General features: G+C 65.4%; 21 protein-coding genes. 7 read left to right on the top strand and 14 right to left on the bottom strand.

Features of this window, described 5'->3' with window-relative positions; all coding sequences use genetic code 11:
• Nucleotides 1–31 precede the first annotated feature (31 nt).
• Genes LVJ94_40045 through LVJ94_40030 form a run of 4 tightly spaced genes read right to left on the bottom strand, consistent with a single transcriptional unit; the run spans nt 32 to nt 2,621 of the window.
• Nucleotides 32–397 carry a hypothetical protein gene (locus LVJ94_40045; GenBank protein WXB03087.1) on the bottom strand — a complete coding sequence of 122 codons (366 nt, stop codon included), beginning with the start codon at nt 395–397 and terminating at the stop codon, nt 32–34.
• Between the two features lie 48 nt (nt 398–445).
• Nucleotides 446–1,354 (bottom strand): DUF4097 domain-containing protein, encoded by a 909-nt coding sequence (locus LVJ94_40040; GenBank protein ID WXB03086.1) that lies wholly within the window; start codon nt 1,352–1,354, stop codon nt 446–448.
• Nucleotides 1,354–2,016, bottom strand: a complete 663-nt coding sequence (locus LVJ94_40035) for a zf-HC2 domain-containing protein (GenBank protein WXB03085.1) — start codon at nt 2,014–2,016, stop codon at nt 1,354–1,356. The genes LVJ94_40040 and LVJ94_40035 overlap by 1 nt, the downstream gene beginning before the upstream one ends.
• Entirely contained in the window at nt 2,013–2,621 is a 609-nt protein-coding gene (locus LVJ94_40030) for an RNA polymerase sigma factor (GenBank protein ID WXB03084.1), read from the bottom strand. The genes LVJ94_40035 and LVJ94_40030 overlap by 4 nt, the downstream gene beginning before the upstream one ends.
• A 124-nt stretch (nt 2,622–2,745) precedes the next feature.
• Between LVJ94_40030 and LVJ94_40025 the strand changes: the two genes are divergently transcribed.
• Nucleotides 2,746–3,384 (top strand): tRNA (guanine-N7)-methyltransferase, encoded by a 639-nt coding sequence (locus LVJ94_40025; protein WXB03083.1) that lies wholly within the window; start codon nt 2,746–2,748, stop codon nt 3,382–3,384.
• Between the two features lie 16 nt (nt 3,385–3,400).
• Here the strand turns inward: LVJ94_40025 and speA are convergent, their stop codons facing one another.
• From speA to LVJ94_40010, 3 genes are all read right to left on the bottom strand, one after another.
• Nucleotides 3,401–5,332: a biosynthetic arginine decarboxylase gene (gene speA / locus LVJ94_40020; GenBank protein WXB10790.1), complete on the bottom strand. Its 1,932-nt coding sequence runs from the start codon at nt 5,330–5,332 to the stop codon at nt 3,401–3,403.
• 244 nt (nt 5,333–5,576) lie between these two features.
• Nucleotides 5,577–7,364 (bottom strand): protein kinase, encoded by a 1,788-nt coding sequence (locus tag LVJ94_40015; protein ID WXB03082.1) that lies wholly within the window; start codon nt 7,362–7,364, stop codon nt 5,577–5,579.
• Between the two features lie 303 nt (nt 7,365–7,667).
• Nucleotides 7,668–7,847, bottom strand: coding sequence for a YdcH family protein (locus tag LVJ94_40010; protein ID WXB03081.1), 180 nt, complete (start codon nt 7,845–7,847; stop codon nt 7,668–7,670).
• Between the two features lie 201 nt (nt 7,848–8,048).
• Here LVJ94_40010 and LVJ94_40005 point away from each other — a divergent pair, with 201 nt between their 5' ends.
• Nucleotides 8,049–9,287, top strand: coding sequence for a hypothetical protein (locus LVJ94_40005; protein ID WXB03080.1), 1,239 nt, complete (start codon nt 8,049–8,051; stop codon nt 9,285–9,287).
• A 15-nt stretch (nt 9,288–9,302) separates the two neighbouring features.
• Here LVJ94_40005 and LVJ94_40000 read toward each other — a convergent pair whose 3' ends face one another.
• Complete coding sequence (locus LVJ94_40000; GenBank protein WXB03079.1) at nt 9,303–10,241, bottom strand: DUF1003 domain-containing protein; 939 nt, start codon at nt 10,239–10,241, stop codon at nt 9,303–9,305.
• Between the two features lie 77 nt (nt 10,242–10,318).
• Between LVJ94_40000 and LVJ94_39995 the strand changes: the two genes are divergently transcribed.
• The 3 genes from LVJ94_39995 to LVJ94_39985 all read left to right on the top strand — a co-directional run bounded on the left by LVJ94_39995 (nt 10,319) and on the right by LVJ94_39985 (nt 13,548).
• Entirely contained in the window at nt 10,319–11,743 is a 1,425-nt protein-coding gene (locus LVJ94_39995) for an MFS transporter (GenBank protein WXB03078.1), read from the top strand.
• Entirely contained in the window at nt 11,740–12,582 is an 843-nt protein-coding gene (locus LVJ94_39990) for a hypothetical protein (protein WXB03077.1), read from the top strand. The genes LVJ94_39995 and LVJ94_39990 overlap by 4 nt, the downstream gene beginning before the upstream one ends.
• Before the next feature lie 111 nt (nt 12,583–12,693).
• A complete protein-coding gene (locus tag LVJ94_39985) occupies nt 12,694–13,548 on the top strand; it encodes a hypothetical protein (GenBank protein WXB03076.1) in 855 nt (284 codons plus the stop codon).
• A 5-nt stretch (nt 13,549–13,553) separates the two neighbouring features.
• On the opposite strand, the gene LVJ94_39980 is transcribed toward LVJ94_39985, so the two are convergent.
• The 4 genes from LVJ94_39980 to LVJ94_39965 all read right to left on the bottom strand — a co-directional run bounded on the left by LVJ94_39980 (nt 13,554) and on the right by LVJ94_39965 (nt 17,560).
• Nucleotides 13,554–13,787 carry a hypothetical protein gene (locus LVJ94_39980; protein ID WXB03075.1) on the bottom strand — a complete coding sequence of 78 codons (234 nt, stop codon included), beginning with the start codon at nt 13,785–13,787 and terminating at the stop codon, nt 13,554–13,556.
• Between the two features lie 78 nt (nt 13,788–13,865).
• Nucleotides 13,866–14,912 (bottom strand): hypothetical protein, encoded by a 1,047-nt coding sequence (locus LVJ94_39975; GenBank protein ID WXB03074.1) that lies wholly within the window; start codon nt 14,910–14,912, stop codon nt 13,866–13,868.
• A 138-nt stretch (nt 14,913–15,050) separates the two neighbouring features.
• Nucleotides 15,051–15,704: a CpsD/CapB family tyrosine-protein kinase gene (locus tag LVJ94_39970; protein ID WXB03073.1), complete on the bottom strand. Its 654-nt coding sequence runs from the start codon at nt 15,702–15,704 to the stop codon at nt 15,051–15,053.
• 125 nt (nt 15,705–15,829) lie between these two features.
• Nucleotides 15,830–17,560, bottom strand: a complete 1,731-nt coding sequence (locus LVJ94_39965; GenBank protein ID WXB03072.1) for a hypothetical protein — start codon at nt 17,558–17,560, stop codon at nt 15,830–15,832.
• Nucleotides 17,561–17,832: 272 nt separating this feature from the next.
• On the opposite strand from LVJ94_39965, the gene LVJ94_39960 reads away from it, so the two are divergent.
• Nucleotides 17,833–18,771 carry an SDR family oxidoreductase gene (locus LVJ94_39960; GenBank protein WXB03071.1) on the top strand — a complete coding sequence of 313 codons (939 nt, stop codon included), beginning with the start codon at nt 17,833–17,835 and terminating at the stop codon, nt 18,769–18,771.
• Between the two features lie 17 nt (nt 18,772–18,788).
• Nucleotides 18,789–20,231: a hypothetical protein gene (locus tag LVJ94_39955; protein WXB03070.1), complete on the top strand. Its 1,443-nt coding sequence runs from the start codon at nt 18,789–18,791 to the stop codon at nt 20,229–20,231.
• A 460-nt stretch (nt 20,232–20,691) separates the two neighbouring features.
• On the opposite strand, the gene LVJ94_39950 is transcribed toward LVJ94_39955, so the two are convergent.
• Complete coding sequence (locus LVJ94_39950) at nt 20,692–21,999, bottom strand: inositol-3-phosphate synthase (protein WXB03069.1); 1,308 nt, start codon at nt 21,997–21,999, stop codon at nt 20,692–20,694.
• Nucleotides 22,000–22,093: 94 nt separating this feature from the next.
• Nucleotides 22,094–23,698 (bottom strand): DHA2 family efflux MFS transporter permease subunit, encoded by a 1,605-nt coding sequence (locus tag LVJ94_39945; GenBank protein ID WXB03068.1) that lies wholly within the window; start codon nt 23,696–23,698, stop codon nt 22,094–22,096.
• Between the last annotated feature and the right edge of the window lie 6 nt (nt 23,699–23,704).

The following is a 23,704-nucleotide window of genomic DNA, read 5'->3' as shown; positions in this document are numbered from 1 at the left end:
GGGCTTGGAGACTATCGCGTCTCGTGCCGCATCACGAGCCGTCGTCGGCCGAAGCGCGCAGTGCGACGCCCCGGGGGACGTGCACCTCGACATCGCCACCGCCCAGATCCCGTGCGTAGATGATGACGGTGCGGCCGTGGCGTGCGATTTTCAGTGCCCCATCGGCACCCCCGCCGCCGTTGAGGGCATGAACACGGACTTCGATCTCGTCGCCGGGGGTGGACCGGACGTGCACTTCGCCGTTGCCCGCCCGAACGTCGACGACCTGCGCATGGCCGCGCCAAGCTTGGGCCGGGCTGGAGGTGCTGCTGCGCGTCTCGAAGCTTGCGCCATGACACGAGGCCAGCGCCGCGAGCGCGGCGGTGACCGCTTTTATGTGTATAATCCATGCATTCATGGAAGATCTCTCCTGCGCTGCCCCACGTGGCTACTGTCGGGGTGGCTTCTATTTGCGAACGTCGATGTGGATGTCGCCGCTGAAGGTCTGAACGCGTACGGTCGACGCCCCCGTGCCGACTTTGAAGTCGAGCTGTCTTTCGCCGGTGCGTACGGTGCCGAGTTGGCTGCTGATGGATCCGTTGTAGCTTCGAAGTTCGAAGCTGCCGCTGGTGGCGGACGGTAAAACGAGTCGGACGTCGCCGCTGGTGCTGCGCGCCTCGAAGGAGGCCTGCGCGGCGAGTTGTCCATCGAACGAGATGTCGCTGGACGTGTTGTGGATGTCGACCCGCGAGAAGGAGCTTCCGCTCAGTGCTACGGGGCCGCTCACGCTGTCGAGGGACGCGGTTCCTCGAACGCCGCGCACGTGGATTTCGCCGCTGAGGGTGCGCACGGTGGTTTGCGTGGTGTTGGCCTCGACCTTGACGTCGCCGCTGGCCGTGCGCGCGGCAATCGACTGGGGCGCGCCGGCGAGGTCGATGTCGCCCGAGATGGTGTCGACGCGCAGCGCACCGGTGACGTCGCGCACTTGCACGTCGCCGCTGGAGCTGCGCACCTCGACGGCGCTGGCCGCGGGCACGTGCACCTCCAAGGAGCCGCTGGTGGCACGCACCGTGGTGCGATCGCCGTTGACGCTGAATTGTACGCGCGGGGTCGAGTTCGACGTGTCTTTGACGCTAACCTCGGGCTTCGCCCAGCCGATGACGTTCAAGGTGGCGCCGACGACGTTGATGGTGACGGTACCCTTCGGCGATGCGGCGCTCACGTGGAACGACGGAGCGGGAGCAGGAGGCGCCGGTGGCGCGGGGGGAGCCGGCGGTGCGGCGGGGGGAGGCGGCGGCGGCGCGGGTTGCGCATGCACCGACGCGGCGCCGCACGAGAGGCAGGCGAGCGACGCGATGAAAAGGAGTTTGTGCATTAGATCCTCGCCGTAAGATCGATAACGTCGGTCTCGACGCGGATCTTCTGCTGGTAAAGGTCGGAGAGTTGCGACTTCAAATCGAGATCGTCCGGGGCGTTCACGAGGGTGTTGCGCACGGTGACGATGGCGGCGTCGATGGTTTGGAGGTTGACCTCCACGGCATGCAGCGTGGCCTCCGGCAGAGCGTGTTTGCCCCTTGCGAAATCCGCCTCCAGCGTGGCGAGTGCTGCGAGGTACGGTGCTTCTTCGGGAAATTCTTCCGCATGCGCCGGAGCGGGCGGTGCCACGGGAGGCGCGGGCACGACGGCCACCGGTTGCGAGGGCGGCATCTTCGTCGTGGGGCGCGAGGCCACGATGGCCAGGGCGGCCGCTGCCGCCAGCGCAAACCCTCCGGCCGCGATGCGCCACCGAGCATGTCCTTTGAGAACGCGCGGCTGCTCGATGCGTGACTCGATGGCCCGCCACAGTTCCGGAGCCGGGGCAATGGCGCGCGGCAGGGCGCCCACGCGCGCGGCGAGGGCGCGTTCCCCCTCGAGGAAGGCGCTGCAGCGGGCGCATGTGCTGGCATGTTCTTCGAGCGTGCGTGTGCGCTCCGGGGCGAGTTCCCCATCGGCCAGCGCTTGGAGCTCGAGTTCCGTGACATCGCAGGGTGTGCTCATCGGAGCACCTCCTTCAAAAGGGTGCGGGCCCGGTGCAGGTGGGCCTTCGACGTTCCCTCGGCAATGCCGAGGAGATCACCGATTTCCTGATGCTGATAGCCCTCCACGTCGTGCAGTACGAAGACGGTGCGGGGCCCTTCCGGAAGCCGTGCGAGTGCGCGCTCCAGATCGAGGGCCGCGTCGTCGTGACGGGGCGTGGAAGGCGATTCCAAGACGGCGTCGTTCGCCGTAGAAAAGATGCGCCGGGTGCGGCGCGCGGTGGCCCGTCGATCCTCGAGCACGACATTCACGGTGACGTGCCGCAGCCAGGTGGCAAAGGCACTCTCCCCGCGGAAGCTGCGCAGCTTCTCCCAGGCGCGCACGAAGGTGTCCTGGGTGAGCTGCTCGGCATACGGCCGATCGGCGACGAGGCGCAGACAGAGCGCGTGCACGCGCCCGACGTGGCTGCGATAAAGCTGCTCGAACGCCGCCACGTCCCCCCGAAGCGCCGCATGCACGAGCGGCTCGCCCGGGATCTCCTGTTCGGAGACCCCGCGTTCGCGCGGGGAGACTTTCTCCGCAGAGGCGGCAAAGAGAGTCCATCGGGGCAGGCCAAGCTCGGTCATCGCGGATTCTGTGCCCTAGATGCCGGCCACTCCCCAAGGGTTTAGAGAAATTCGTCGGCGGGTTGAATATCTAGCGATCAGTCTGCTTGCGAACCGCTTTTGCTTCGGGGTAAGGCGTGGGCCGATGCCCGAGACCCGTCCCCCGCGCCCGCCGCGCCCGTATGCCGATGCACCCCGCCTCCCCGAAGGCGAGCATGTGGAGGCCAAATCCCTGGTGGCCGGTGAATGGCTCGAGCTCGAGATCGGCCCCGGCCGTGGCGTCTTCGTCTTCGAGCGGGCCGCGGCCGTCCCCAGTGCGGGCCTCGTCGGCCTCGAGGTGCGTCGCAAGTGGGCCACCATCGTGGACCAGCGCCTCGCCAAGGCCGGACTCGGTCCGCGCGCCCGCATCTTCGCCGAGGACGCCCGCCAGGCACTCCCGCGCCTCGTACCCAACGGTGCCTTCCGGCGCGTGTTCCTGCACTTCCCCGATCCATGGTGGAAGAAGCGCCACGCGAAGCGCCTGGTGGTTCAAGGCGACGTCGTCGGCGAAATCGCGCGTCTTCTCGAGCCGAACGGGGAACTCTTCGTGCAGACGGACGTCGAAGAGCGCGCTGTGCAGTACGAAGCGCACCTGCGCGCGTGTCCGCTCCTCGTTCCCTTTGGCGACGCCGAGGGCAGCCCGCTCCTCGCCGAGAACCCCTACAACGCGCAAAGCCCGCGTGAAAAGCGGGCCATCGCGGACGGTTTGCCCATTCACCGACTGCGCTTCAAGCGCGTCGGCTAGCGGGTTTTGCGGGGGGTCAGCCGAAGGTCAGGTACGTCTGATCGGCCAGGCCGCGCTCGAAGTCGGCGAGCAGGCGCATGCCTTCCGTGGGGCGGAGGCGGTCCTGCTTGATGGCCGCATCGACTTGGGCCTTCAGCTTGGCGACCATTTCGCGCGATTCGTACTGCGTCATGCTGAGGACCTCGCGGATGCTGTTGCCCGCGATGGTTTCCTCCAGGTAGTAGCCGCATTCCTCGTCGTCATCGAGGAAGACGTGCACTTCGTTGACGCGGCCGAACAAGTTGTGAATGTCGCCCATGATGTCCTGGTAGGCGCCGGTCAAGAAGACCCCCAGGTAGTACGGCTTGTCGTCGAGCGCGTGGAGCGGCAGCGTGTCGCGCACGTCGCTCAAGTCGATGAACTTCGACACCTTGCCGTCGGAGTCGCAGGTGATGTCCACCAGGGTGCTCTGCTGCGTCGGCCGCTCGTTCAAGCGGTGGATGGGCGCGATGGGGAACAGGCCGCCCAGCGCCCAGTGATCGAGCAGCGACTGGAACACGGAGAAGTTGCAAATGTGCTGGTCCACGAGCTGTTTGCTCAGCTCCGTGATGTCGTCCGGCACCTCGCTCGCATCGAGCCGCGAGGCGATCTTCTGCATCCGTTCGGCGGCCTGCCAGAAGAGCGTCTCCACCCGCGCCTTCACGTCCAGATTGAGCAGGCCCAGATCGAACATCTTCTGGGACTCTTCCTTCACCTGGAGGATGTCGTGGCACGACTCGCCCAGGTTTTCCTGTGTCAGGTGCTCGAGGGTGTAGAGCAGGTTCTTCACCAGCTTGTGATCGTCGTGCGCGCCGTTGAGCGGGCCCGGGGTCACCTTCTCGATCGACCCGAAGGCCTGGATGACCAGCACCGAGTGGTGCGCCACCGTCGCGCGGCCCGACTCCGACACGATGTCCGGGTGCGGGACCTTCTCGTCGTCGCACACGTCCATGATGTTGTAGACGATGTCCCGCGCGTACTCCTCCACCGAATAATTCATCGAGGAGTGGAACGTCGAACGCGAGCCGTCGTAGTCGATGGCCAGGCCACCGCCCACGTCGATGTACTCGATGGGGTGCCCCATCTTGCGGAGCTTGGCGTAGTGGCGGGCGGCTTCCCGAACGGCGCGCTTGATGATCAGGATGTCCGGGATCTGCGAGCCGACGTGGAAGTGAATCAGCTTGAAGGCGGACGTCTTGCCAGCCTGCTTCATCAGCTCGGTGGCCGCGAGGATCTCCGACGTGGACAAGCCGAACTTGGCGTCCTCGCCACCCGAGGTGGCCCAGCGCCCCGCGCCCTTGGTCGAGAGGCGCACGCGCAGACCGATGAGCGGATCGACGTTCATCTCCGCCGCGATGCGCAGGATGGCGCGCACCTCGGAGAGCTTTTCCGCGATGAGGATGACCTTCTTGCCGAGCTTGCGCCCGATCATCGCCATGCGGATGTACGCGTCGTCTTTGTAACCGTTGCAGACGATGAGCGAGTCATTGTCCGTGTGGACCGACAGTCCAGCGAATATCTCCGGCTTGGACCCGACCTCGATGCCGTGGTGGAACGACCGGCCGGCATCGAGGATCTCCTCGACGACCTCGCGGAGCTGGTTCACCTTGATGGGGAACACGCCGCGGTAGACGCCGCGGTACTTGTTCTCGGAGATGGCGGAGGCGAACGCCAGATTCAGGTTGCGCACACGGTGGTGCAACAGATCCTGAAACCGGATCAACAGCGGGGTGCGCAGGCCTTGCTCGCGGGCGTCGTTCACCACGTCCTGCAGGGCGATCTTCCGACCGCGCTCCTGCAGAGGGGCCACGGTCATGTTGCCGTCGTCGTTGACGTCGAAGTAGCCGGCTCCCCATCGGTCGATGAGGTAGAGCTCTTTGGCATCATCGTTGGTCCAGACGTCGGGCGGCGGCGGGGACTCTCGCGACACGTCGTTCAATGGCTACTCCTCTTGGCGCCGGGGCTCTTCGCTCGCGCGCCCGCTACAATCCGGGGGGGGTTACTCACTGCCTCGCGCGGGGGCCGCCGATTGCAAGTCGCTTCAACTATTCGCGGTTACTACGCTACGCGGGCCAGCCGTTCAAGAACTGATTCGCGCTCCCGCGGCGGTTTTAATGTGTAACAAAGACGTGGCAGCTCCGCGAAGGAGTGGCTTCGCGCCCGGTCACAGTCCTTCACAATAGAAAGCGGTGGCGTGCGGTGCCGGCCGGGGGGACGCGGACGTTGGCCGACTGGGCCTTGCCCTCGGCAGGCGTGCACGTGACCCGGTGAAATCCGGCGGACAATTCAATGGAGGCCACCGGCGTGGGGCCAAAAGATTTTCCGTCGACGGAAACGTCGCACCAGCCGCCCGCTGCCGCCACGTTGAGTTTGCCGAGTTTGCCGGGGGCGTTCACCCGCGCGGCCGCTGCCCCCTCAAGATTGGCCTTCGGCGAGGCGGCGGCCAAGGGGTCCTGAGCAGTACGGAAAGGTACCGGCGCCTCCGCCGGCGAGAGACCCGGGGCTGGGGTCGGAGCTTCGCGAGCCTGGACAGCCTCGTCGGTCGTTGCCGGGGCGGCATTCTGCGGGACATTCGCGGACGCGGAGAGGTGCGAGAGCGAAGCCGTGGCCTCGGCGGGCCGGGTGCCCTTCGCGAAAAAGGTCGTCCCGGACACCACGACGAGCGCCAAGGTGACGACGCCGGCAAACGCCCATGGGAGCATGCGCCCGGACGGCGGGATGGCGTTCGTCACGGTGTGCGAGGCGGCGGGCGCACTGAGGTGCGCGCCGAAGTATTCCTTTTCGCTCGCGGGCAGGTCTCCACCGGCCTGCCCCGTGTCCGCTTGTCGAAGATCAATGGCCTCGGCCAGCTGTTTGCCCTGAAGAAGCGCCTCTTTCTGCGACACCAGCTTGTCGGCAAACAGCGAATGCATGAAATGCTGCAGCCCAATCGGGCTCACGATCATCTGCTCGCGCCGCACGAAGTCTTCCAGCGCGGCTTGCATCTCGCGGGCGGTGCGGAACCGCTCTTCGCGGTTGCGCGCGAGGGCGCGCATGACGATGGCCTCGAGCTCCGCCGGATAGTCCGGCACGACGTCCGACGGGGACGGGTAATCGCGCTCGCAGATCAACTTCAGCGTTTCGTACTCGCTCGAGGACTTGAAGAGGCGTCTTCCCGTGGTCAACTCGAAGAGCATCACGCCGGCGGAGAAAATGTCGCTCCGCGCGTCGATGTCTTCGCCCCGCGCTTGCTCGGGGGACATGTACGGGACCTTGCCTTTGAGCTTGCCGCTTCTCGTATCCGACCGAAGGCCGCGGTCGCTCTTGGCGATGCCGAAGTCGACGATCTTGATGTCGCCCGAAAATGTGACCACCACATTTTGCGGCGAGATATCGCGGTGGACGATGTTCAGTGCGGTGCCGTCGAAATCGCGCTTTTCGTGGGCGTAGGCGAGGCCGGCGCAGACACCGAGCATCACGCTGAGCGCATGCTCGAGCGGAAGCTCGGTGTAGCCGGGGAGCGTCTTTCGCTTCATCTGGCGGGCGATGGAGCGGATGTCCTCGCCGTGCACGTGCTCCATGGCGATGAAGTACGTGCCGTCGATCTGACCGACATCGAAGATTTGCACGACGTTCGGATGCGACAACGTGGCCGCGACCCGCGCTTCATGCAGAAGCATTTCGATGAAGGCTCGGTCTTGCTGCACCCTCGGCAGGATGCGCTTGATGACCACAAGCTTCTCGAAGCCCGCGACGCTGCGTTGCAAGGCGAGAAAGAGCTCCGCCATGCCGCCCGTCGCGAGCTTGCGCAGAAGGGTGTATTTGCCGAAGCGCTGCGGCAAACCCGACGCTGCCGGATCCGACGCAGCCGCACGCCCAACCATGGCCGGGCGGCCGACGTCTTGAACCGACGGTGCCGGGCCGCCCGAAAGGGGCGCGGGCGCACCCGAGTCTTCGGGGGCTGGCAGTGGGGGCGTTTTCAACGTGTGTGGTCTCCTCGAGCCGGCGAGACAGCGGACACGAGCTTCAAAGCGACGCAAACGTTAATCTGCACCCACGCGCCGGTCAATTCACCCCCGGCGTAAATCTATCCTCCAGCTCTCTCTATTTTTCCTGACTCTGCTGACCAGGTGTCAGCCGTTTCAGGGAAAACGCGGAGCTCATCGGAGGTAACTGTTGAGACGCCCGAGACCCCGCCGCACCACCCAACCTGAACTGGCCTGAACTGGCCTAACCTGGCCGGCCTGCATGGCGTGCGTACGGGGCCGTAACTCGAACGTGTTTCGTCAGCGAATTGAGGCGAGTCGATCCTTGGTGACCAGGCGAAGTTTCTTGAGCCGTATCGCCTGTTCCTGCTCCGTTGGGGTCATATGAAACCCCCTGCGCTCGAGCTTGTGGATTTGCTGCTCGAGTTCACGCGTCTGTGCTTCCAAATCGCTCACGGAGCTCTGAACCATTCGCTTCATGGGTCCTCCTGGCGGTGATTCCAAAACGCTAAGACAATATAGCGCGACGTCAACCCAAAGCCCGGCCGCGCCGCCGATCTCTTTCGAAGATGGCAGCATCTTTTCCAGCTCCTTTCTCGTTGGCCGAACGTACTGGGAGGATGACCGCGCTCGCGCTTTGCGTCAGACTCACCATGTGTTCGTGGGGTTGACGCGGGGAGCATGATTCGTATTCCCATGGAAAGACTGCCATTTTGGCGCCGCGCTGCGGCGTTGGGAACGCTCGGGCTCGGATGTCTGACCGGTTGCGCCGCACCGTCGTTGCCGCCGCCATCGCAGCCTCCGCCTCCGATTCGTGTGCCTACACAGATTGTGACCCCCACCCTGGACGGCTCGGAAAAAGAGCTGTTCGAGCGTGGTGAGCGGGCGCTTCTCGGACAACGTTGGCGCGAGGCGGCCGACATCTTCGAAACGTTGGTGCGCCTTCCGCCGCAGGAGTCGTTGGCACCGTCCGTGCTCTACGATCTGGCGAGCGCCTACGAGGGGCTCGAGGATCGCGAGCGGTCGCGTGATCGCTTTCGCGAGACCGCGCAGCGCTTTCCGCGCGACAAGGTGGCGCGTCCTGCGTGGCTGCGTGTGCTGTCGCTGGATGTGTACCTCGAGCAGTGGAAAGACTTGGGCGATTCGGCGGAGGTGCTGCTCGCGCGCGAAGATCTCGACCCGGTCGACCGTATGACGGGCCTCGGCGCGCGGGGGCTCGCACGCATCGAGGCCGGTGAGGACGTGCGCGCCATGATCGATGTGCAAAACGGGCTCGATCTGGTGGAGGAGCATCGCTACGGCATGACCGGGCGCCTGCCCGTGGCGGCCTCGCAATTGCGATTTGCGCTTGGAGAAATCCGGCGTGTGCGTTCGGAGCGCATCCAATTCGTGAAGCCGCTGCCGAATGGCGAGGTTCCCTCGGCGGCCGCCGTGTCACCCGATTTTTTGCCGAAGATGGAGGCCCGCTGCCAAGGTTTGCTCGATGCGCAGGCCGCCTACGGTGACGCGATGCGCTCCGTCGATGCGCATTGGATTGCCATGAGCGGCTACCGCGTGGGCGAGATGTACAAACGTCTCCACCGCGATTTGATGACCATCCCGCCCACGTTGCTGACCAAGACGGACAAGCAGAAGTCGATCTTCTACGCGATCATGCACCTTCGCTACCGCGTGCTCCTGGAGAAGGGGCTCGACATGACGAAGCGCACGCTGATCCTCGGCGAGCAACAACTCGATTCGTCGGCGTGGGTGCGGCGCGCCGAGGAGATGAAGCGCGACATCGAGCAGGCTCTCGAGGAGGAGAAGGCGGTGTTTGCGACGTTTCCCTTCACCGAACAAGAGGTGCAGGGTGCGCTGGACATCATGAAGAAGAAGGCCGAAAAGCAGCGCTTGGCGCGGGAAAAGGCGGGCAAGCTCTAAGCCAGGCTGGCGCGACTATTTCACGCTGCGCGAGCGGCTTTCGTTGGCGTCGACCCACGGTGCGCCGGCTTGCCCGGGCGCGTTCTTGTTGGGCACTTCGGTTCGCATGCGATCGGTTCGGGCAAGGCGTTCCAGGTAGTCGAGCCGCTTCAACGTCTCGCTGCGGAAGACGCTGAGGTCGCGGATCAGGTTCTCGATGCCAACCTCGTTCTTCAAGTTGACCCGGAAGTCCGTTTCCGCTTGCTTGCGGTCTTTGAGCGTTTGCCGATTCTGGCTCATGACGATGAGCGGCCCCTGAAGGGCGACCAGAATGGCGAGGAACAAGTTGTAGAACTGGAACGGGTACTCGTCGAACGGCCTGCCGGTGAAGGTGGGCGAATTGAAGAGGGCCCACCCCATGGAAAGGAAGAGCAAGAAGAGGATGAAGGCCCAGCTCCCATTGAGCTCGGCGACCTTGTCCGCCAGGCGTTGGCCCCAGGTGAGGTTGCCCTCGAATTCCTTGACGACGTCCTTCGCGGCGCGCTGACCGAGTAGCTCGTTGGTTTCGCGCAGGCGCGCGGCCATGTCGCTCAGGATGGCGATGGCCGCGTTTTTCGACTTCATCAAGTGCTCGCCGAGGTGCTCGCGCGTGAGCTCGAGGAGCGTGGCATCGACGGTGGCCTCGACGCTGGCCGAACGCGGCTTGTCGTCGAAGAGCGAGAGCTCGCCGAAGTACTCGCCGAAGCCCATGTCCTTCAGCACGACGCGCGGCGCCTCTGGCGATTCGGCCGGGAGAAAGACCTGCACGCGCCCCGCGAGGACCACGTACATGCTGAACCCGCGTTCCCCCTTCGCGAAGACCGCCTTGCCCTGCGCGTAGTGGCGCTCGATCATGCGCCCGGCCAATTCTTCGCGGTCCTCGTCGGAGAGCCCCTCGAAAAGCGGGATCTGGGCCAGGAGGTCAGCGTGGCGCATCGGACCCTAGCGTCGCCCAGTCCGCGAGGCCGGCGCAAGAGGTAGTATGGGGTGTAATGCCTCAAGCAAGCCGTGCGATGAGCGAGCTCTTGCCCATCGTGATCCTTCTCGGCGTCATTGCCGTGGTCACGTTGCGGTTGCCCCGTGTGGAGCTCGGTCACTCGCCTGAGTTCCGGCACCGGCGTTTTCTCAACTGGTTTCCCGTTGGGCTGACCTACTCCTTCCTCTACATGGGGCGGTACAACCTGACCGTCTGCAAGAACGCGCTCGGGCAGGTCATGACGAAGGAAGACTTCGGCACGATCTTTTCTGTGGGCACGGCGGTCTACGGGGTGGCCTTCCTCCTCAACGGCCCGCTCACGGATCGGTGGGGCGGGCGACGGACGATCATGCTCTCGGCGGTGGGCGCGGCGGTCTCCAACATCGCCATGGGCGCGGTGCTCCTGTCGGGCCGCCGCCACGCGCTCGTATCCGTGTTCGCGCCGCTTTACGCGCTGAACATGTATTTTCAGAGCTTTGGTGCGGTGTCGATCGTGAAGGTGAACGCCGCATGGTTTCACCTGCGCGAGCGCGGGACCTTCGGGGGTATCTTCGGCATCTTGATCTCGCTGGGCGTCTATTTCGCCTACGACTGGGGCCAGTTCATCGTGGACCACGCGCCCGTGCACTGGGTGTTCTTCGTGCCGGCGCTCCTACTTCTCACCTTGACCGGGTTCGACGCATGGCTGGTGCGCGACACGCCAGGGCAGGCGGGGCAGGCGGATTTCGACACCGCGGACGCGTCGTCCGGCGATGACGGGCCGCGGCTTTCGGTGTGGCAGGTGGGGCTGCGGATGCTGAAGCACCCGGCGATCATGACCATCGCGCTGATCGAGTTTTGCAGCGGCTACCTGCGCAACGCGATCATGCAGTGGTACCCGATCATGGCCAAGGAGACGGGCATCGCGAAGGCCTTCGTGGCCAGCCACTGGGGCATGATGACCTGCGTCGCCGGTATTCTCGGGGGTGTGTTTGCCGGGCTGATTTCGGACCGGGTGTTTCAGTCGCGGCGTGGGCCGGTGTCGGCGGTGCTGTATGGAGGCATGGTGCTGGGCACGGGCGGGATGTTCGCTGTGCTGACGACACCGCTGCTCGGTTGGCTGGTGGTGTTCATGTCCCTCTGCATCATCGGCGTGCACGGGATGCTTTCGGGCACGGCCAGCATGGACTTCGGCGGCAAGAAGAACGTGGGCGTGGCCGTCGGCTTGATCGACGGGTTCGTGTACCTCGGAACGGCGCTGCAGGCGTACGTGCTGGGCCAGGCCTTGCCCAAGGATGCGGCGGCGAAGGTGACGGAGAATTGGTGGGCGTGGCCGTTGGTGATGGCGCCCGCGGCACTCGCTGGGCTCCTGCTCGCGACGCGGGTGTGGAACGCGAAGCCAAAGCCGCGCGAGTTTGCCGCGAATAAAGATGCGTCGGAAGCGGAGACGGCCGTGGCCGGCACAGCGAACGAGACGCCGTGACCGCTCGCGGATATGGTTGGGGCATGCGGGCGGCGGGTGTTCTTGGAATCGTCATCGGTGCCGTCGTGGCGGGCGTGATGGCCTGCAGCGGCGATACCTTCACGAACGTCCCTGGGGGGGGAGACGCCGGCCCGGGCGTGGACGCTGGCGGCGATGCCGGCGCGGATGCGCGCCAAAGCTGCGCGCCGGGGGTTTCGGAGCGGGCGTTCTGTTCGAACTTCGACAAATCGCCGAACGCGCGCGACGACAAATGGGCCGTGAGCGGCGACGGGGATCGTGTGCAGGTTCGAAGTGGGTCCCCCTTCGCAGCGAAGTCGCCTCCGAATTTCTTGTTCGTCGACAGCGCGGACGCCGAGCATGCGTTCGTGACGACGAATTTGCCTGCGACGAAGCGTTTCCGCCTGTCGTTCGAACTGCGCCTGCAGGAGCTGGGGAGTCAGTCGTACGTGGCCACGCAGCTGTCGTTCTGCCCGCGACCCGGGGGCGGGAATTGCTTCACGTTGCAGCTTCGATTTGCGCCTCCGAGCGACACGGGCCGGCAGGTGCTCGTCGAGGACGGGACCTTCCAGGGGAACGTGGGCAAAGCCGAGGACGTGCGCGGGCAGTGGATCCACGTGGCCTTGGAGTCGAATCTGGAAGCGACCGCGAACAACCTGGGGACCCTGCGCGTGACGTTCGGCGGCGAGCCGAAGAACATGGCGATTCTCGTGCCGTCCAGCGCCATGGCGCAGGTCGACCACGTGGAGTTGAACCTCGGTGCGGTCGATGTTTCGGGCGGCGGGGGCTTCAATGCGTACCAGCTCGGATTGGACAACGTCATCTTCGAACCCGAGCCGTAAGGGTGGGTGTCCGGGACAGGCCTCGATCTGTCCCGGACGGGGCGGGATGTGCGAAGTCCCGGTAATTTGCGGGGGCTGCGGGCGGCACGCGGCTTGTTCTAACGCGCGGGCATGGACCTGCCGACTTCCCCCGAACCCCTTCGCATTTGCTTGCTGCTCTTCGTCGCCCTGCTCTTTCTTCCGACGCGGGCGTTTGCACAGTCGTTTGCCGGGCCGGAGCCCGAGATCGATCCGGACACGGTGGAGCGCATCGTGACCAAGCACCGCGGTGCGAGCTGGCTCTCGCTCGGCGGCTATGCGCATACGGTGGACGGGCACACGCGCGACTTCGGTGCGCTCGCCACGTTGGAGCTGCCGTTCGACCGCCTGGCGCACCGCCGGACGGACCCTCCACGCTTGGAGAATGCCGCGGCGATGGCGCCCAGCGGGACGTTTTCCGCCGCGAGCTTGCCGGTCACGCGCGACGTGGCGAGGGCCGCGGTTCTCGCGGCCTGGCGCTCGGCCGGGCTCGGCGCAGGCGATGGCCGAATGGACGACATGGCCACGCGGGCGCGGTGGAGCGCCTTGTTTCCCGAAGCGCGCATGCGCGTGGCCCGGGCCTTCGACGAGAGCGCCCGCATCGATTCCACGGCCTCGGGCGGTCCGCGCACCACCGACAGCGCCGGCGCGAACCTATGGCTCGAGGCGCGCCTCACGTGGCGGCTCGATCGCATCCTTTACGCGGACGACGAGCCCGCGTTCGAGCGCATTCGTTTCGAGCGTCACGACGCCCGTGCCCGCATTGCCGCCCGCGTGCTCACGCTGCTGGGGCAGTGGCAGCGGGCATGGGTGGACGCCCACCTCTCCGCGGCCGACGCCTCGGAATCGTTGGAGACGGGCCTCCGCCTCAGCGACGCCGAGGCCGCCCTCGACGTTCTCACCGGCTCATGGTTCGGCCGATGGCGCGCCTCCCTCGCCGTACGTTGAGAGCCTTACCCCGTGCGGCGGTCGTCGGTGGCGCGGCGGTCGGGCGAGAACGCGTGCGTGAGCGCAGCGGCGAGCTCGTCGGGGTTGGGGGCACGCCGATCGGCGAGCCTGCGGCGCTCGGAGAGAAGCGCGCGGAGTTCTTCGATGCTGCGCGCAGTGCGCGAGGCACGACGGTGCATCAGTTCGTGCGTGCCGCAGACGACGACCGGCTCACCGCCCGCGAGACGCAGGCTGGTCAAGGCGCGAGCATCGCGCTCACCGCACACGGCGCAGGCAGATCCACTGGCAAAGTCTTGCATCCGCCGACCCTCGTCCATTCAGGACGCGTGGGCCAACTTTGTGGCGGAGCGTGCGCGGGGAGGAGCCGGTATCTCATGGTCGATGTACTGCGCGGGCGAGCCCGCCTTTCCGTCCATGGCCGCGCGGGCCACGTTGAACATCTCGCGCGCGGTCACGTAGTGCAGCTTCCAGCGCGTGCCGTCGTTGTAGTGCTCGCGCAGGGCGGTATGCAGTGCCGCCATCTTCGGGCCGAGAACCGCCTCGGCGTTGTCCTCGGGTGCACCGTGCGTGTGCACCTTGACGAAGATCCAATCGGGGCGTCCTTTGACGGACACGCCCTGGCGCACCCACGTATGAAGGCGTTCCGGCGTCGGCGGATCGCGGGCGTCGAGGGCACCACCCTCGATGCGAAGCGGGCGAAGTGCGCGCGGTCCCGGCCGGCGGGCGAGTGCCAGGGGCCCCTGGATCATCAAGAGACGATCGCGGCGCGGCGTGCCGACGTGTGCGAGCTCGGCGTCTTCGTAAGCACGCCGCCGGCGCACGTCACCGCGCGGGTAGTAAATCGCGTTGACCACGTGCGGCTGGCACGGGTCGGGTGCACTGGGAAAGGTGAAGTCGGCGTAACATCCGAGCTCGTACAGGAGCTCCATTTCGTCGTCGACCCCGCACCAGCGGCCATCGGGGCGGGCGTTGGCCAGGCACCAATTGCCGTGGATGAAGGCCCACGCCGGCGTGCCCTGCGGATGGCGCGGCACCACGCCGTGCGCATCCAGATCGCGCAAAGTCTTCTCCAGGGCGGCACGCAAGGTCTCGCGTGTGTCGCCGTCGTGATGAAGGTGGACCTCCACCTCGCCGAGGCCCATGGCGCACATTTCGGCGAGTGGTTCCACGAAGCGTGGATCGTACTGCTCACCGGGAAAAAAGTAGGAGTGACGGGGCAAGCGCCCGTTCGCGTCGCGAAAAGGACGCGCCATCTCCGGGTACCGCCGCCGCCACGTCATGACCCGCTCGAGACCCTGCTCGAACGTGACGTCTCCGTGCAATGGTTCATAATGATCGCAAACGGCGAAGACAAGGTGCTTCACACCCTTGTCACCGAGACCGGAAGCGTCATGCGCGAAGGGTGCGCGACGCAAGTTCGCGCGCCCCCGCTGCAAAAGCCAGCCGGGCACCCACCGATGAAGCCCCTTCCGCCAAAGAGCGCGAAGCATGTGGGCTCTAGGTCACGGCGAGATACTTCGTCGAATGTTGCCGCTGCGACCGCCGGCGGTATCCCAGAGAACCACACCCACCGCCTTGCGCTGTCCGAGCTGTTTCACCCCTTCGCGCACGTCGGCACCGCGCGAGTTCGCGCTTTGCGCGACGACGATGACGCCGTCCACCGCGTTCTCGACCACGTTGGCATCGCCCGACCCGAGGATGCTCGGACCGTCGACCACCACGTAATCGTAACCACGGCCGAGGAACCCGACCACGTTCTGGAAATGGGTAGAGTGCAACGTTTCCGGGAAGGTGTGCGCACCCGTCTCTTCCGCCAGGACGTGCAGCGACGGGCCGAGGGCCACCACGGTCCAAGGCTCCATGCTGCCGCGCATCTTGCGCGCGAGCTGCGTGGAGAATCCGTGGCCCTCCGGAACGCGGAAGCCCAAGATTTTCGCGATCGTCGGTCTCTGGAAATTGGCCTCCATCAGAAGAACGCGTGCGCGCTGCGACTCGCTCAGAACGAGCGCGAGCTGGGCAGAAAACGTGCTCTTGCCTTCGCCATCGCGCGGGCTGGTGACACCAAAGACCCACATGCCGTCGGAGCGGCGCTGTTCGAGCCGGTGGCGGATGACGCGAAGCGAGGCGGCCGCCTCGGGGGCGGTTTCGCCGAGCATGATGAGAACGTGTGTATCGGGGGGGGTCGCCCAAGCTGGAACGACGCGCACGGGCGACTCCGCGCCGTGCACTGCCTGGGCAATTTCATTTCGAGACAGGACCAAAGTTCGGGGGGGATCTTCAATCAGCATGTATTGCCTCCTCCGTTCGGCGGTTGCGACGGTCCACTCCCAGAAGGCCTGGGAGGCGGCGCAGTTTCCGAACGGACCGAGTTTCTAGGAGCCGGGGGTTCCACGGAGCTCGACGGAGAGGGTGGAAGTTTGGGGATCGTACCGAGCACCGGGAGCATCCGGAGGAGCTCGACGTCGTACGCATCGATGAGCGTGTCATTCGTCGCGACCCGCGCAAAGGCGAATCCGACGGCGAGGAACATCGTAAGGCTGAGGCCAATCAGTGCGGCGTTGGTCCGGCCACCGCGCGCGGGGCGCGTCGGACGGTACGCGGGGTCGATGATTTCCATCTGCGCATCGCCGGTGGCCTCGGCGGCGCTTGCGCGAAGGCTCGCGCGATCCATGCGGCGCGCGAGATCGTCGTGGGACGACTTCGCATCGCTGGTGGCGCGCAAGAGACGTTGCCACTCGGTCTCCAGGAGGACCAGCGGGTTCGTCGGCTCGGCAACGGGAGCGGTCTTCGCGGTGTCCGCCGCGGAAGCCGAAGAGGAACCAGGGCCGTGCTTCGCAACCTCCGCCTGACGTTGCGCAATCTGCCGTTGGACATCCTCCACCCGCTTCTGAAGATCGGGCGCGACCTGTGCGATGTCGGCCTGACCTTTGTTGTCACCCTTCTTTGCGGCCTCGAGGTTGGCCTCGGCGGCCTGCAGCGTACGCGCTGCCGCGTCGACCTGGGATCGCGCAGCAATGACGTCGGGGTGTTGATCCGTGAAGCGCGTCACCTTGTCCGCCAGGTCCGCCTGAGCCTGTGCGGCCCGTCGCGCTGCCTCGTCACGCGCTTTGGCGAGGTTGGCGACGCTGTCATTCACCGTCGGCGCCGCGCCTGGGTTCGCACGCGCGCGCATTTCGTTTTCCAGCCGCGCCTTCTGACGGTAGAGCGAGGCGAGCTGTGGATCGGTCGAGTGTTGGGCCGCTACGATGCCAGGCATCAGAGGCGGTTGCTGCACGGCGGCGCCGAAGCCGGCACCGGGTTGTCCGCCCATACCACCCTGCCGCGTTTCGGCGGCGAACTCCGGGTGGGCGGCGAGGAACGTGGCGAGCTGCCGGTTCGCATTCTCCAACGCTTCTTCGGCGCGCTTTTGTTCCACGCCGAGGAAGTCGGCTTGTTGTTTGGACGTGCTCAGGTTGCCCTTGCGAAACTCCTCCATGGTCGACTCGGCGAGTCGCTGCGTGACCGCGCGGGTGCGCTCGGAGTCTTCGTCCTCGAAGGAGATGACGAAGGTCTCGCTGTCGCGCCCGCGGAAGCCCACGTGCAGCCGCATCTCCTCGACCGCGTCGATCATCCCCTTCGATTCCACCGTCTTCGGATAGAGGTTGAACTCACGAATGACGGGCTCCAGGCGCGTGCGCGTCAGGAGGGTGTCTTTGAGCTTCGGCGCCAGCTTCATGGCGCGCTCGGACGGCGACTCTTCGCGCTCGCCGGTACTGATGGCCGGGCGGACGAGGACGACGCATTCCGAGCGATAGATGCGCGTCAGGTTCGCGGCGATGGCGATGGAGATGATGGCACCGAGGACGAAAAGCGCGGCAGCGCTCTTCCAGTAGGTAGCGGCTCTGCGCGCCACCACGCGGGCGCGCTCCATTCTCTCGCGGGGCGTGAGCTCGCGAGGGGGCGCGAGCGCAACGAACTGGCCCGACACCGAATCGCGGTATTGCGATGCGGTGATGCGGAAGGCTTGCTTCAAAACTCCGAAGAGTCCGGAAGCATCCTCAGGGGAGGGAGGGGGCATGCAGATATAGATGCTGGATTCAGCGCAACGGATTGCGCTGATCCCTCCGTTAAAATCATTAGATATCGTCCTCTGCCTCGTGGTTCCGCTTCACAATTGCAATTTTTCCAATGGTTTAGCTGCGTCGAAAATAAACGAAATTTTGCGACCCGCCGTGAAGCACGGTCATCTGATATGGCCGGCAGAAAACAAGAGCGGTCGCAGTACCTCGGAGCGACAGAAAAAAAATGCCAACGTATCTCGTTACCGGGGGAGCCGGTTTCATCGGCTCATCCATCGCCGAGGCTTTGCTCACGCGTGGCGAAACGGTACGCATTCTGGATGACTTCTCGTCCGGGCGCCGCGCCAACGTGGAAAGCCTTTCGGGCAAGGTGGAGGTCATCGAGGGAAGCATCCTTGACGCGGACGTGGTGGCGCGCTGCATGCGCGGGGTCGACGTGGTGTTCCACGAGGCGGCCATCCCATCCGTCACGCGCTCGGTGGAGAATCCGCAGCGGAGCGTGCTCGCGAACGTGCAGGGCACGACCGTGGTGCTCGACGTCGCGCGCCACGAGCGCGTCAAGCGCCTGATCTATGCCGCGAGCTCGTCCGCCTATGGCAACACGAAGACCCTGCCGAAGGTGGAGACGATGCCGTCGGTTCCGCTCTCGCCGTACGCGGTCGCGAAGTTCACCGGCGAGCAGCTGCTGCGTGTCTTCGCGGGCCTCTACGGCATCGAGACGTTGAGCTTGCGCTACTTCAACGTGTTCGGCCCGCGCCAAGACCGAAAGAGTCAGTACGCGGCGGTGATTCCGAACTTCATCAGCGCGGCCTTGTCGGGTGAGCGGCCCATCATCTATGGCGACGGGGAGCAGACGCGCGACTTCTGCTTCATCGACAACGTGGTGCAGGCGAACCTGCGCGCGGCCGACAGCCACTCGGCGTTGACGGGCCAAGTGGTCAACATCGCCTGTGGCGAGCGGACATCGCTCAATGCGCTGGTGCGGTACGTCGCCGAGGAGGTCGGTACGCGCCTGGAGGCCGAATACCGGCCCGATCGCGCGGGCGATGTCCGCGACTCTTTGGCGGATATTTCGGCGGCGCGGGCGCTGATCGGCTACGAGCCCCAGGTGGACGTGCGCGAAGGTTTGCGACGAACCATTGCGGCATTTCGCACCACGAAGTAGGTTGCCGCCCCGCCTTCGTGCGGATCCGCTGGAAAACATTCACCTCGACGCCATGGCTCTGGGCCATGGCCGTGGCGATCTTGATCATCTCGAGCGTCGTGACGACGGCGTACTTGGTGGCGCTTCTGCGCGACCGCCCCGTGCTGGACGGGGAAGGGGAGATCCTCACCGAAGCGTCGCGGCTGCGGATGCGCCTGCCGCTGTACACGGATCCGCTCGTCGGGGCCTTCGACCAAGGGCCGTACCCGACCCGTGCGTACGTGCTTTACCCGCCACTCTGGTCCTGGGTGCTTTCGTGGTTGCCCGCCAAGGAAGCGCCGCTGTTGGGTCGCGTCGTGAGCGGCCTGATGTGGCTGGGCACCCTGATGTTCGTTCTTCGGACCGCGGCGCGTCGTGAGCGGCGCGGCGTGGCCATCGCGGCGCTTTACCTCATGGGCAGCCATTTGCTCGCGACGTTTGCGGTGTGCGCGCGGCCCGACACCGCGGCGGTGTGCTTGGCCGCCCTGGCGCTGCTGCTCGCGGTGCGTCGCGCGCATGCGGGGGCGCTTTGCGGGGCGCTCTTCGCGTTGGCGGGATGGTTGAAGCCGAATGTCCTCGGCCTTGGCGCCGGGGTGGCGGTGGCGCTGCTGCTCGAGCGTCCCTTTTCCGTCGCGGCACTGGTGCGCCGGATCTGGCCGCCGCTCTCCGGGGTGCTTGCCGTGAGTGTGCCCGTCGCCTGCATCTTGTACACGTCGAGCGACGGGACGTTCCTGGACCATCTGCGTCTCTCCGTGGGGCAGGAGCTCCGGCTCGACCTTTGGTGGGACCAAGTCAGCCGGCGGCTGCTCTTCCTCGGGCCTTTCGCCTTGGTGCTGGTGATGGGCTGGCGCGGGCGCAGCGATCCGCGCGTGCGCATCGCGTTCTTCGCCGTCGCGGTGAACCTCGCGTGGATGCTCTTTTGTTTCGCCAAGGTGGGCGCCGCGTCCAACTACTGGATGGAGCCGGCGCTGGGCGCCGTCATCCTCGTGGCCCACGCACCGTGGCCCGCCTGGTCCGCGCGCACCGCCCAAGCCCTCGGCGCCTTGGCCATCGCGCATGCGATTTGGCTGACCTATGTCTCGGCCGAGGGCGTGCTGGAGGCCTTCGAAAAGCTCCCCGCGCGCACCCAGCTCGTGCAGCGCGCCCGCGCGACCTGCCGCACGCAGCCGTCGGACGTCATCCTCTCGAACGGCGCCGGCATCGAGTACATGGCCAACGACCGCGTTCTCGCCCCCTTCTTCCAGACCTACGCGCTCATCTCGGCGGGCCGTCTCCCCGCCTCCACCTGGGTTGCGGACATCGAGCGCCCGGAAGCCAAATGCGTCCTCGCCGAAGGCCCCCTGCCAAGCATCCCCGCCGCGCCAGCGGTGCACGAGACGCTCACACGCAAATTCGTATTCGAAGCCGAAGCCGGCGATTTGCGGCTGTATCGCGCTCGGTGACGCCTGATGGCCTTTCGGGCTTGCCGGAGCTACGCTGACCGAGGCATGGCACCGCTCAAAGCTCACGTTCGCAATGGCCACATCGTACTCGATGAGCCGACTCCTTTGCCCGAGGGTGCAAGATTCGTCGTCATTCCGGCGGACGATGAAGACGTCTTCGCTGTCAGTGAAGCCGAAGCCAACGAGTTGGATGCACGAGCTAGTGCCCCTGTCGATACCGACGAGCCTGCGGAAGATCTGCTTCGCCGCTTGTCGCGCCCCGCGCGATGAGGGAGCCTCTTCGCGTTCGTTTCGAGATTCGTGCCTCGCGCGAAGCCGAACGAATCGACCGTTGGTGGCGCGGGAATAGGTTAGCGGCACCCGAGCTCCTCGAGCCAGAAGGGATCCGAATCCTCGCCATATGGCATGGTTCGCGAGGATCCGGACCCAATCTGTAGCGGTCTTTTTGCGAGGAGGCGGCTTACTCGTCGTGCTCTGCCAAGTGCGTCAGCGGTTGCTCGCCGGCCATGATGCGGAGGGTGTTCTTCAAGCGGAGATGTTGCAGGAACAGGTCGTGCTCTTGCACATGGCCGCGTTCGACGTGGGGGCTCTTGAAGTAGAACGAGAGCCACTCTTGGACGCCGCTGCGGCCTGCGCGGCCGGCGAGGTCGAGGAGGAGCGCCAGGTCGAGAACGACGGGGGCGGCGAGGATCGAGTCGCGGCAGAGGAAGTCGATCTTCATCTGCATCGGGTAGCCGAGCCAGCCCGTGATATCGATGTTGTCCCAGCCCTCTTTTTCGTCGCCGCGCGGAGGGTAGTAGTGGATGCGGATGCGGTGGAACAAATCACCGTAAAGCTCGGGGTAGACCTCGGGCTGTAGGATCGAATCCAGCACGCCCGACTTGGTCACTTCCTTCGCCTTGAAGCTCTCCGGATCGTCGAGCACCTCGCCGTCGCGGTTGCCGAGCAGGTTCGTCGAGAACCAGCCCTTGAGGCCGAGCGAACGCGCTTTGAGGCCGGGGGCGAGCACCGTCTTCACCAGGGTCTGCCCCGTCTTGAAGTCCTTGCCGGCGATGGGGACGTTCTTCGCGTGCGCGAGCTCCTCCAGCGCGGGGAAGTCCGCCGACAGGTTCGGCGCGCCGTTCGCGTAGGGAATGCCCTCTTGAATCGCCGCGTACGCGTAAAGCTGCGACGGCGAAATGGCCGGATCGTTCGCGCGAAGGCCCGCCTCGAATGCCTCGAGCGAGCGGTGGCACTCGGCCGGCTCCAGGTAGATCTCGGTCGAGCCGCACCACACCATCACCGCGCGGTCCGCCTTGTGCTGCGCGATCGCATTGCGGATGTCCTGGCGGATTTCCTCGGCGAGTTCGAGCTTGTTCTTCGCCGTCTTCACGTTCGGGCCGTCGAGGCGCTTCACGTAGTCGCGGCTGAAGGCGGCCTTCATCGGCTTGATCGAATGGAGGAACTCCTTGTGAGCCTCCAGATCGTGCCGGCGCAGGACCTCCGCGCGGGACGCGGCTTCGAACGCGTCGTCCGGGAAGACGTCCCACCCGGCGAACGCGAGGCTATCGAGCGGGGCGAGCGGCACGAAATCGCGAATCAACGGATTGCGGTTCTCCGAGCGCGGACCAATTCGAATGGTCTGCATTTGGGTGACCGACCCGATGGGAAGCGCGGTTCCGCGTCGGACGGCTTCCACCCCCGCGAAGAACGTGGTCGCCACGGCGCCCATGCCCGGAGTTAAGACGAGTAACTTGCCCTTGGATTCTTTGATCGGCCGCTGCGTCATATTGTTGGCCTGCAGTTGTGGGAAGGTTTCGTACTCAGAAAAGGGGTCCGGAGCCTAACTCAACTTTTCTTCACGTCCAACGGACCCTCTTTCCTCAGTGGCCTCCCGAAACTTGCGCCCCCCCCTTGTTGGCCGGCTTGCCGAGCAGGAGAATAAAGGGCAGAAACACGATGATCAGTGCGGCTGTGGCCCAGAACGTGTCCCCGAATGACATCACCGCGGACTGCTGCGCCACGATGCCATCGAGCAAGCCAAGGGCCTTTTGCTTCGCGTCCTCGAGCGAAATACCCCGGTTGACCAACATCTGCGTCATCCCTTGCAACCGCTCGTTGGTCATCACGTTGCTCGGGACGATGCTTTCCACCAACATGGCCCGGTGAAACTGCTGCCGTTGCGTGAGCAACGTACTCAGGAGGGCCACACCGATGCTGCCACCGAGCTGGCGCGTCAGGTTGTAGAAGCCCGTGGCCGTGCCGACGTCCTTCGTCGGAATCGGACCCAGGGTGGCCATGCTGAGCGGCATGAACATGAGCACCGAGCCCACCGAGCGGAAGATGAGCGGCCAAAAGAGATCGCGCTCCGCCGTGTCGGGGGTCAATCGGGTGAGTGCCAACACTGCGCCGATGAGCACCACCGCGCCGAAGGCCAGCAGCGCCCGCGCATCGAACCGGGTCACCAACTTGGAGACGAAGATCATGGTCACCGCGGAGCCGATGGCGCCCGGCAACATCAACATGCCCGTTTGCTGGGATGTGTAATGCATGCAGGTTTGCGCAAAGATGGGTACCGCGAACATGGCACCATAGAGCGTCATCCCGAGCACGGTGGACAAGATGCTCCCCGCCCAGAGTGAGCGGTAGCGAAGCACCCGCAGGTCGACGACGGGGTTCTTCGACCGCAGCTCGCGCACGACGAACGCCGTGAGCCCGACCACCGCCACGATGGCGCCGAAAACGATGGCGCGCGATTCGAACCAGTCCTCGTCGTTGCCTTCCTCGAGGATCGCTTGGAACGCACCGATGCCCACGGTCAAAAGGCCAATGGCAATCCAATCGATCTTGCTCCGCACCAGGTCTTCGGGGCGGTCTTTCTGGAGGAAGTACATCGTCATGGCCACGGCGATGATGCCGAGGGGCACGTTGACGAAGAAGATCCAGCGCCAATCCACGTTGGTGACCAAGTAGCCGCCGAGGGTGGGGCCGATGGCGGGGCCGGAAATGACGATGATGCCGAAGAAGCCCTGGGCCATCGCCTGTTCTTCTTTGGGGAACGTCTCGAAGAGGATGGCCTGGGCTTTTGCGAGCAAGCCACCGCCCGTGAGCCCTTGGAGGATGCGCGCGGCGATCAGCATGGGCAAACTCGTCGAGAGTCCGCACAAGATCGACGCGAGGGTGAAGCCGATCAGCGAAAAGACGAAGTACTTCTTCTTGCCGAACCGATGACCAAGCCAGGCGGTGAGCGGCAGGATGATGACGTTGGCGATGGCGTACGCGGAGACCACCCAACTGATCTGACTGAGCGTGGCGCCTAGTTCGGCCTGCATGTCGCTCAGTGCGACGTTGACGATGGTGGTGTCGATGATTTCGAGAAGGGCGCCGAGCGACACGGCCGCGGCGACGCCCCATTTGTTCACGGCCGGCGCGGAGGCTTGCTCCGGCGCGCGGGCGAGCAGGCCCGAGCCTTGAGCTGCGATAGCCATGGCATT

Source organism: Sorangiineae bacterium MSr11367, assembly GCA_037157805.1.
Classification (GTDB): Bacteria; Myxococcota_A; Polyangia; order Polyangiales; family Polyangiaceae; genus Pendulispora; species Pendulispora rubella.
Note: the sequence above shows the minus strand (reverse complement) of the source record. Positions and strands in the feature narration are given on the sequence as shown.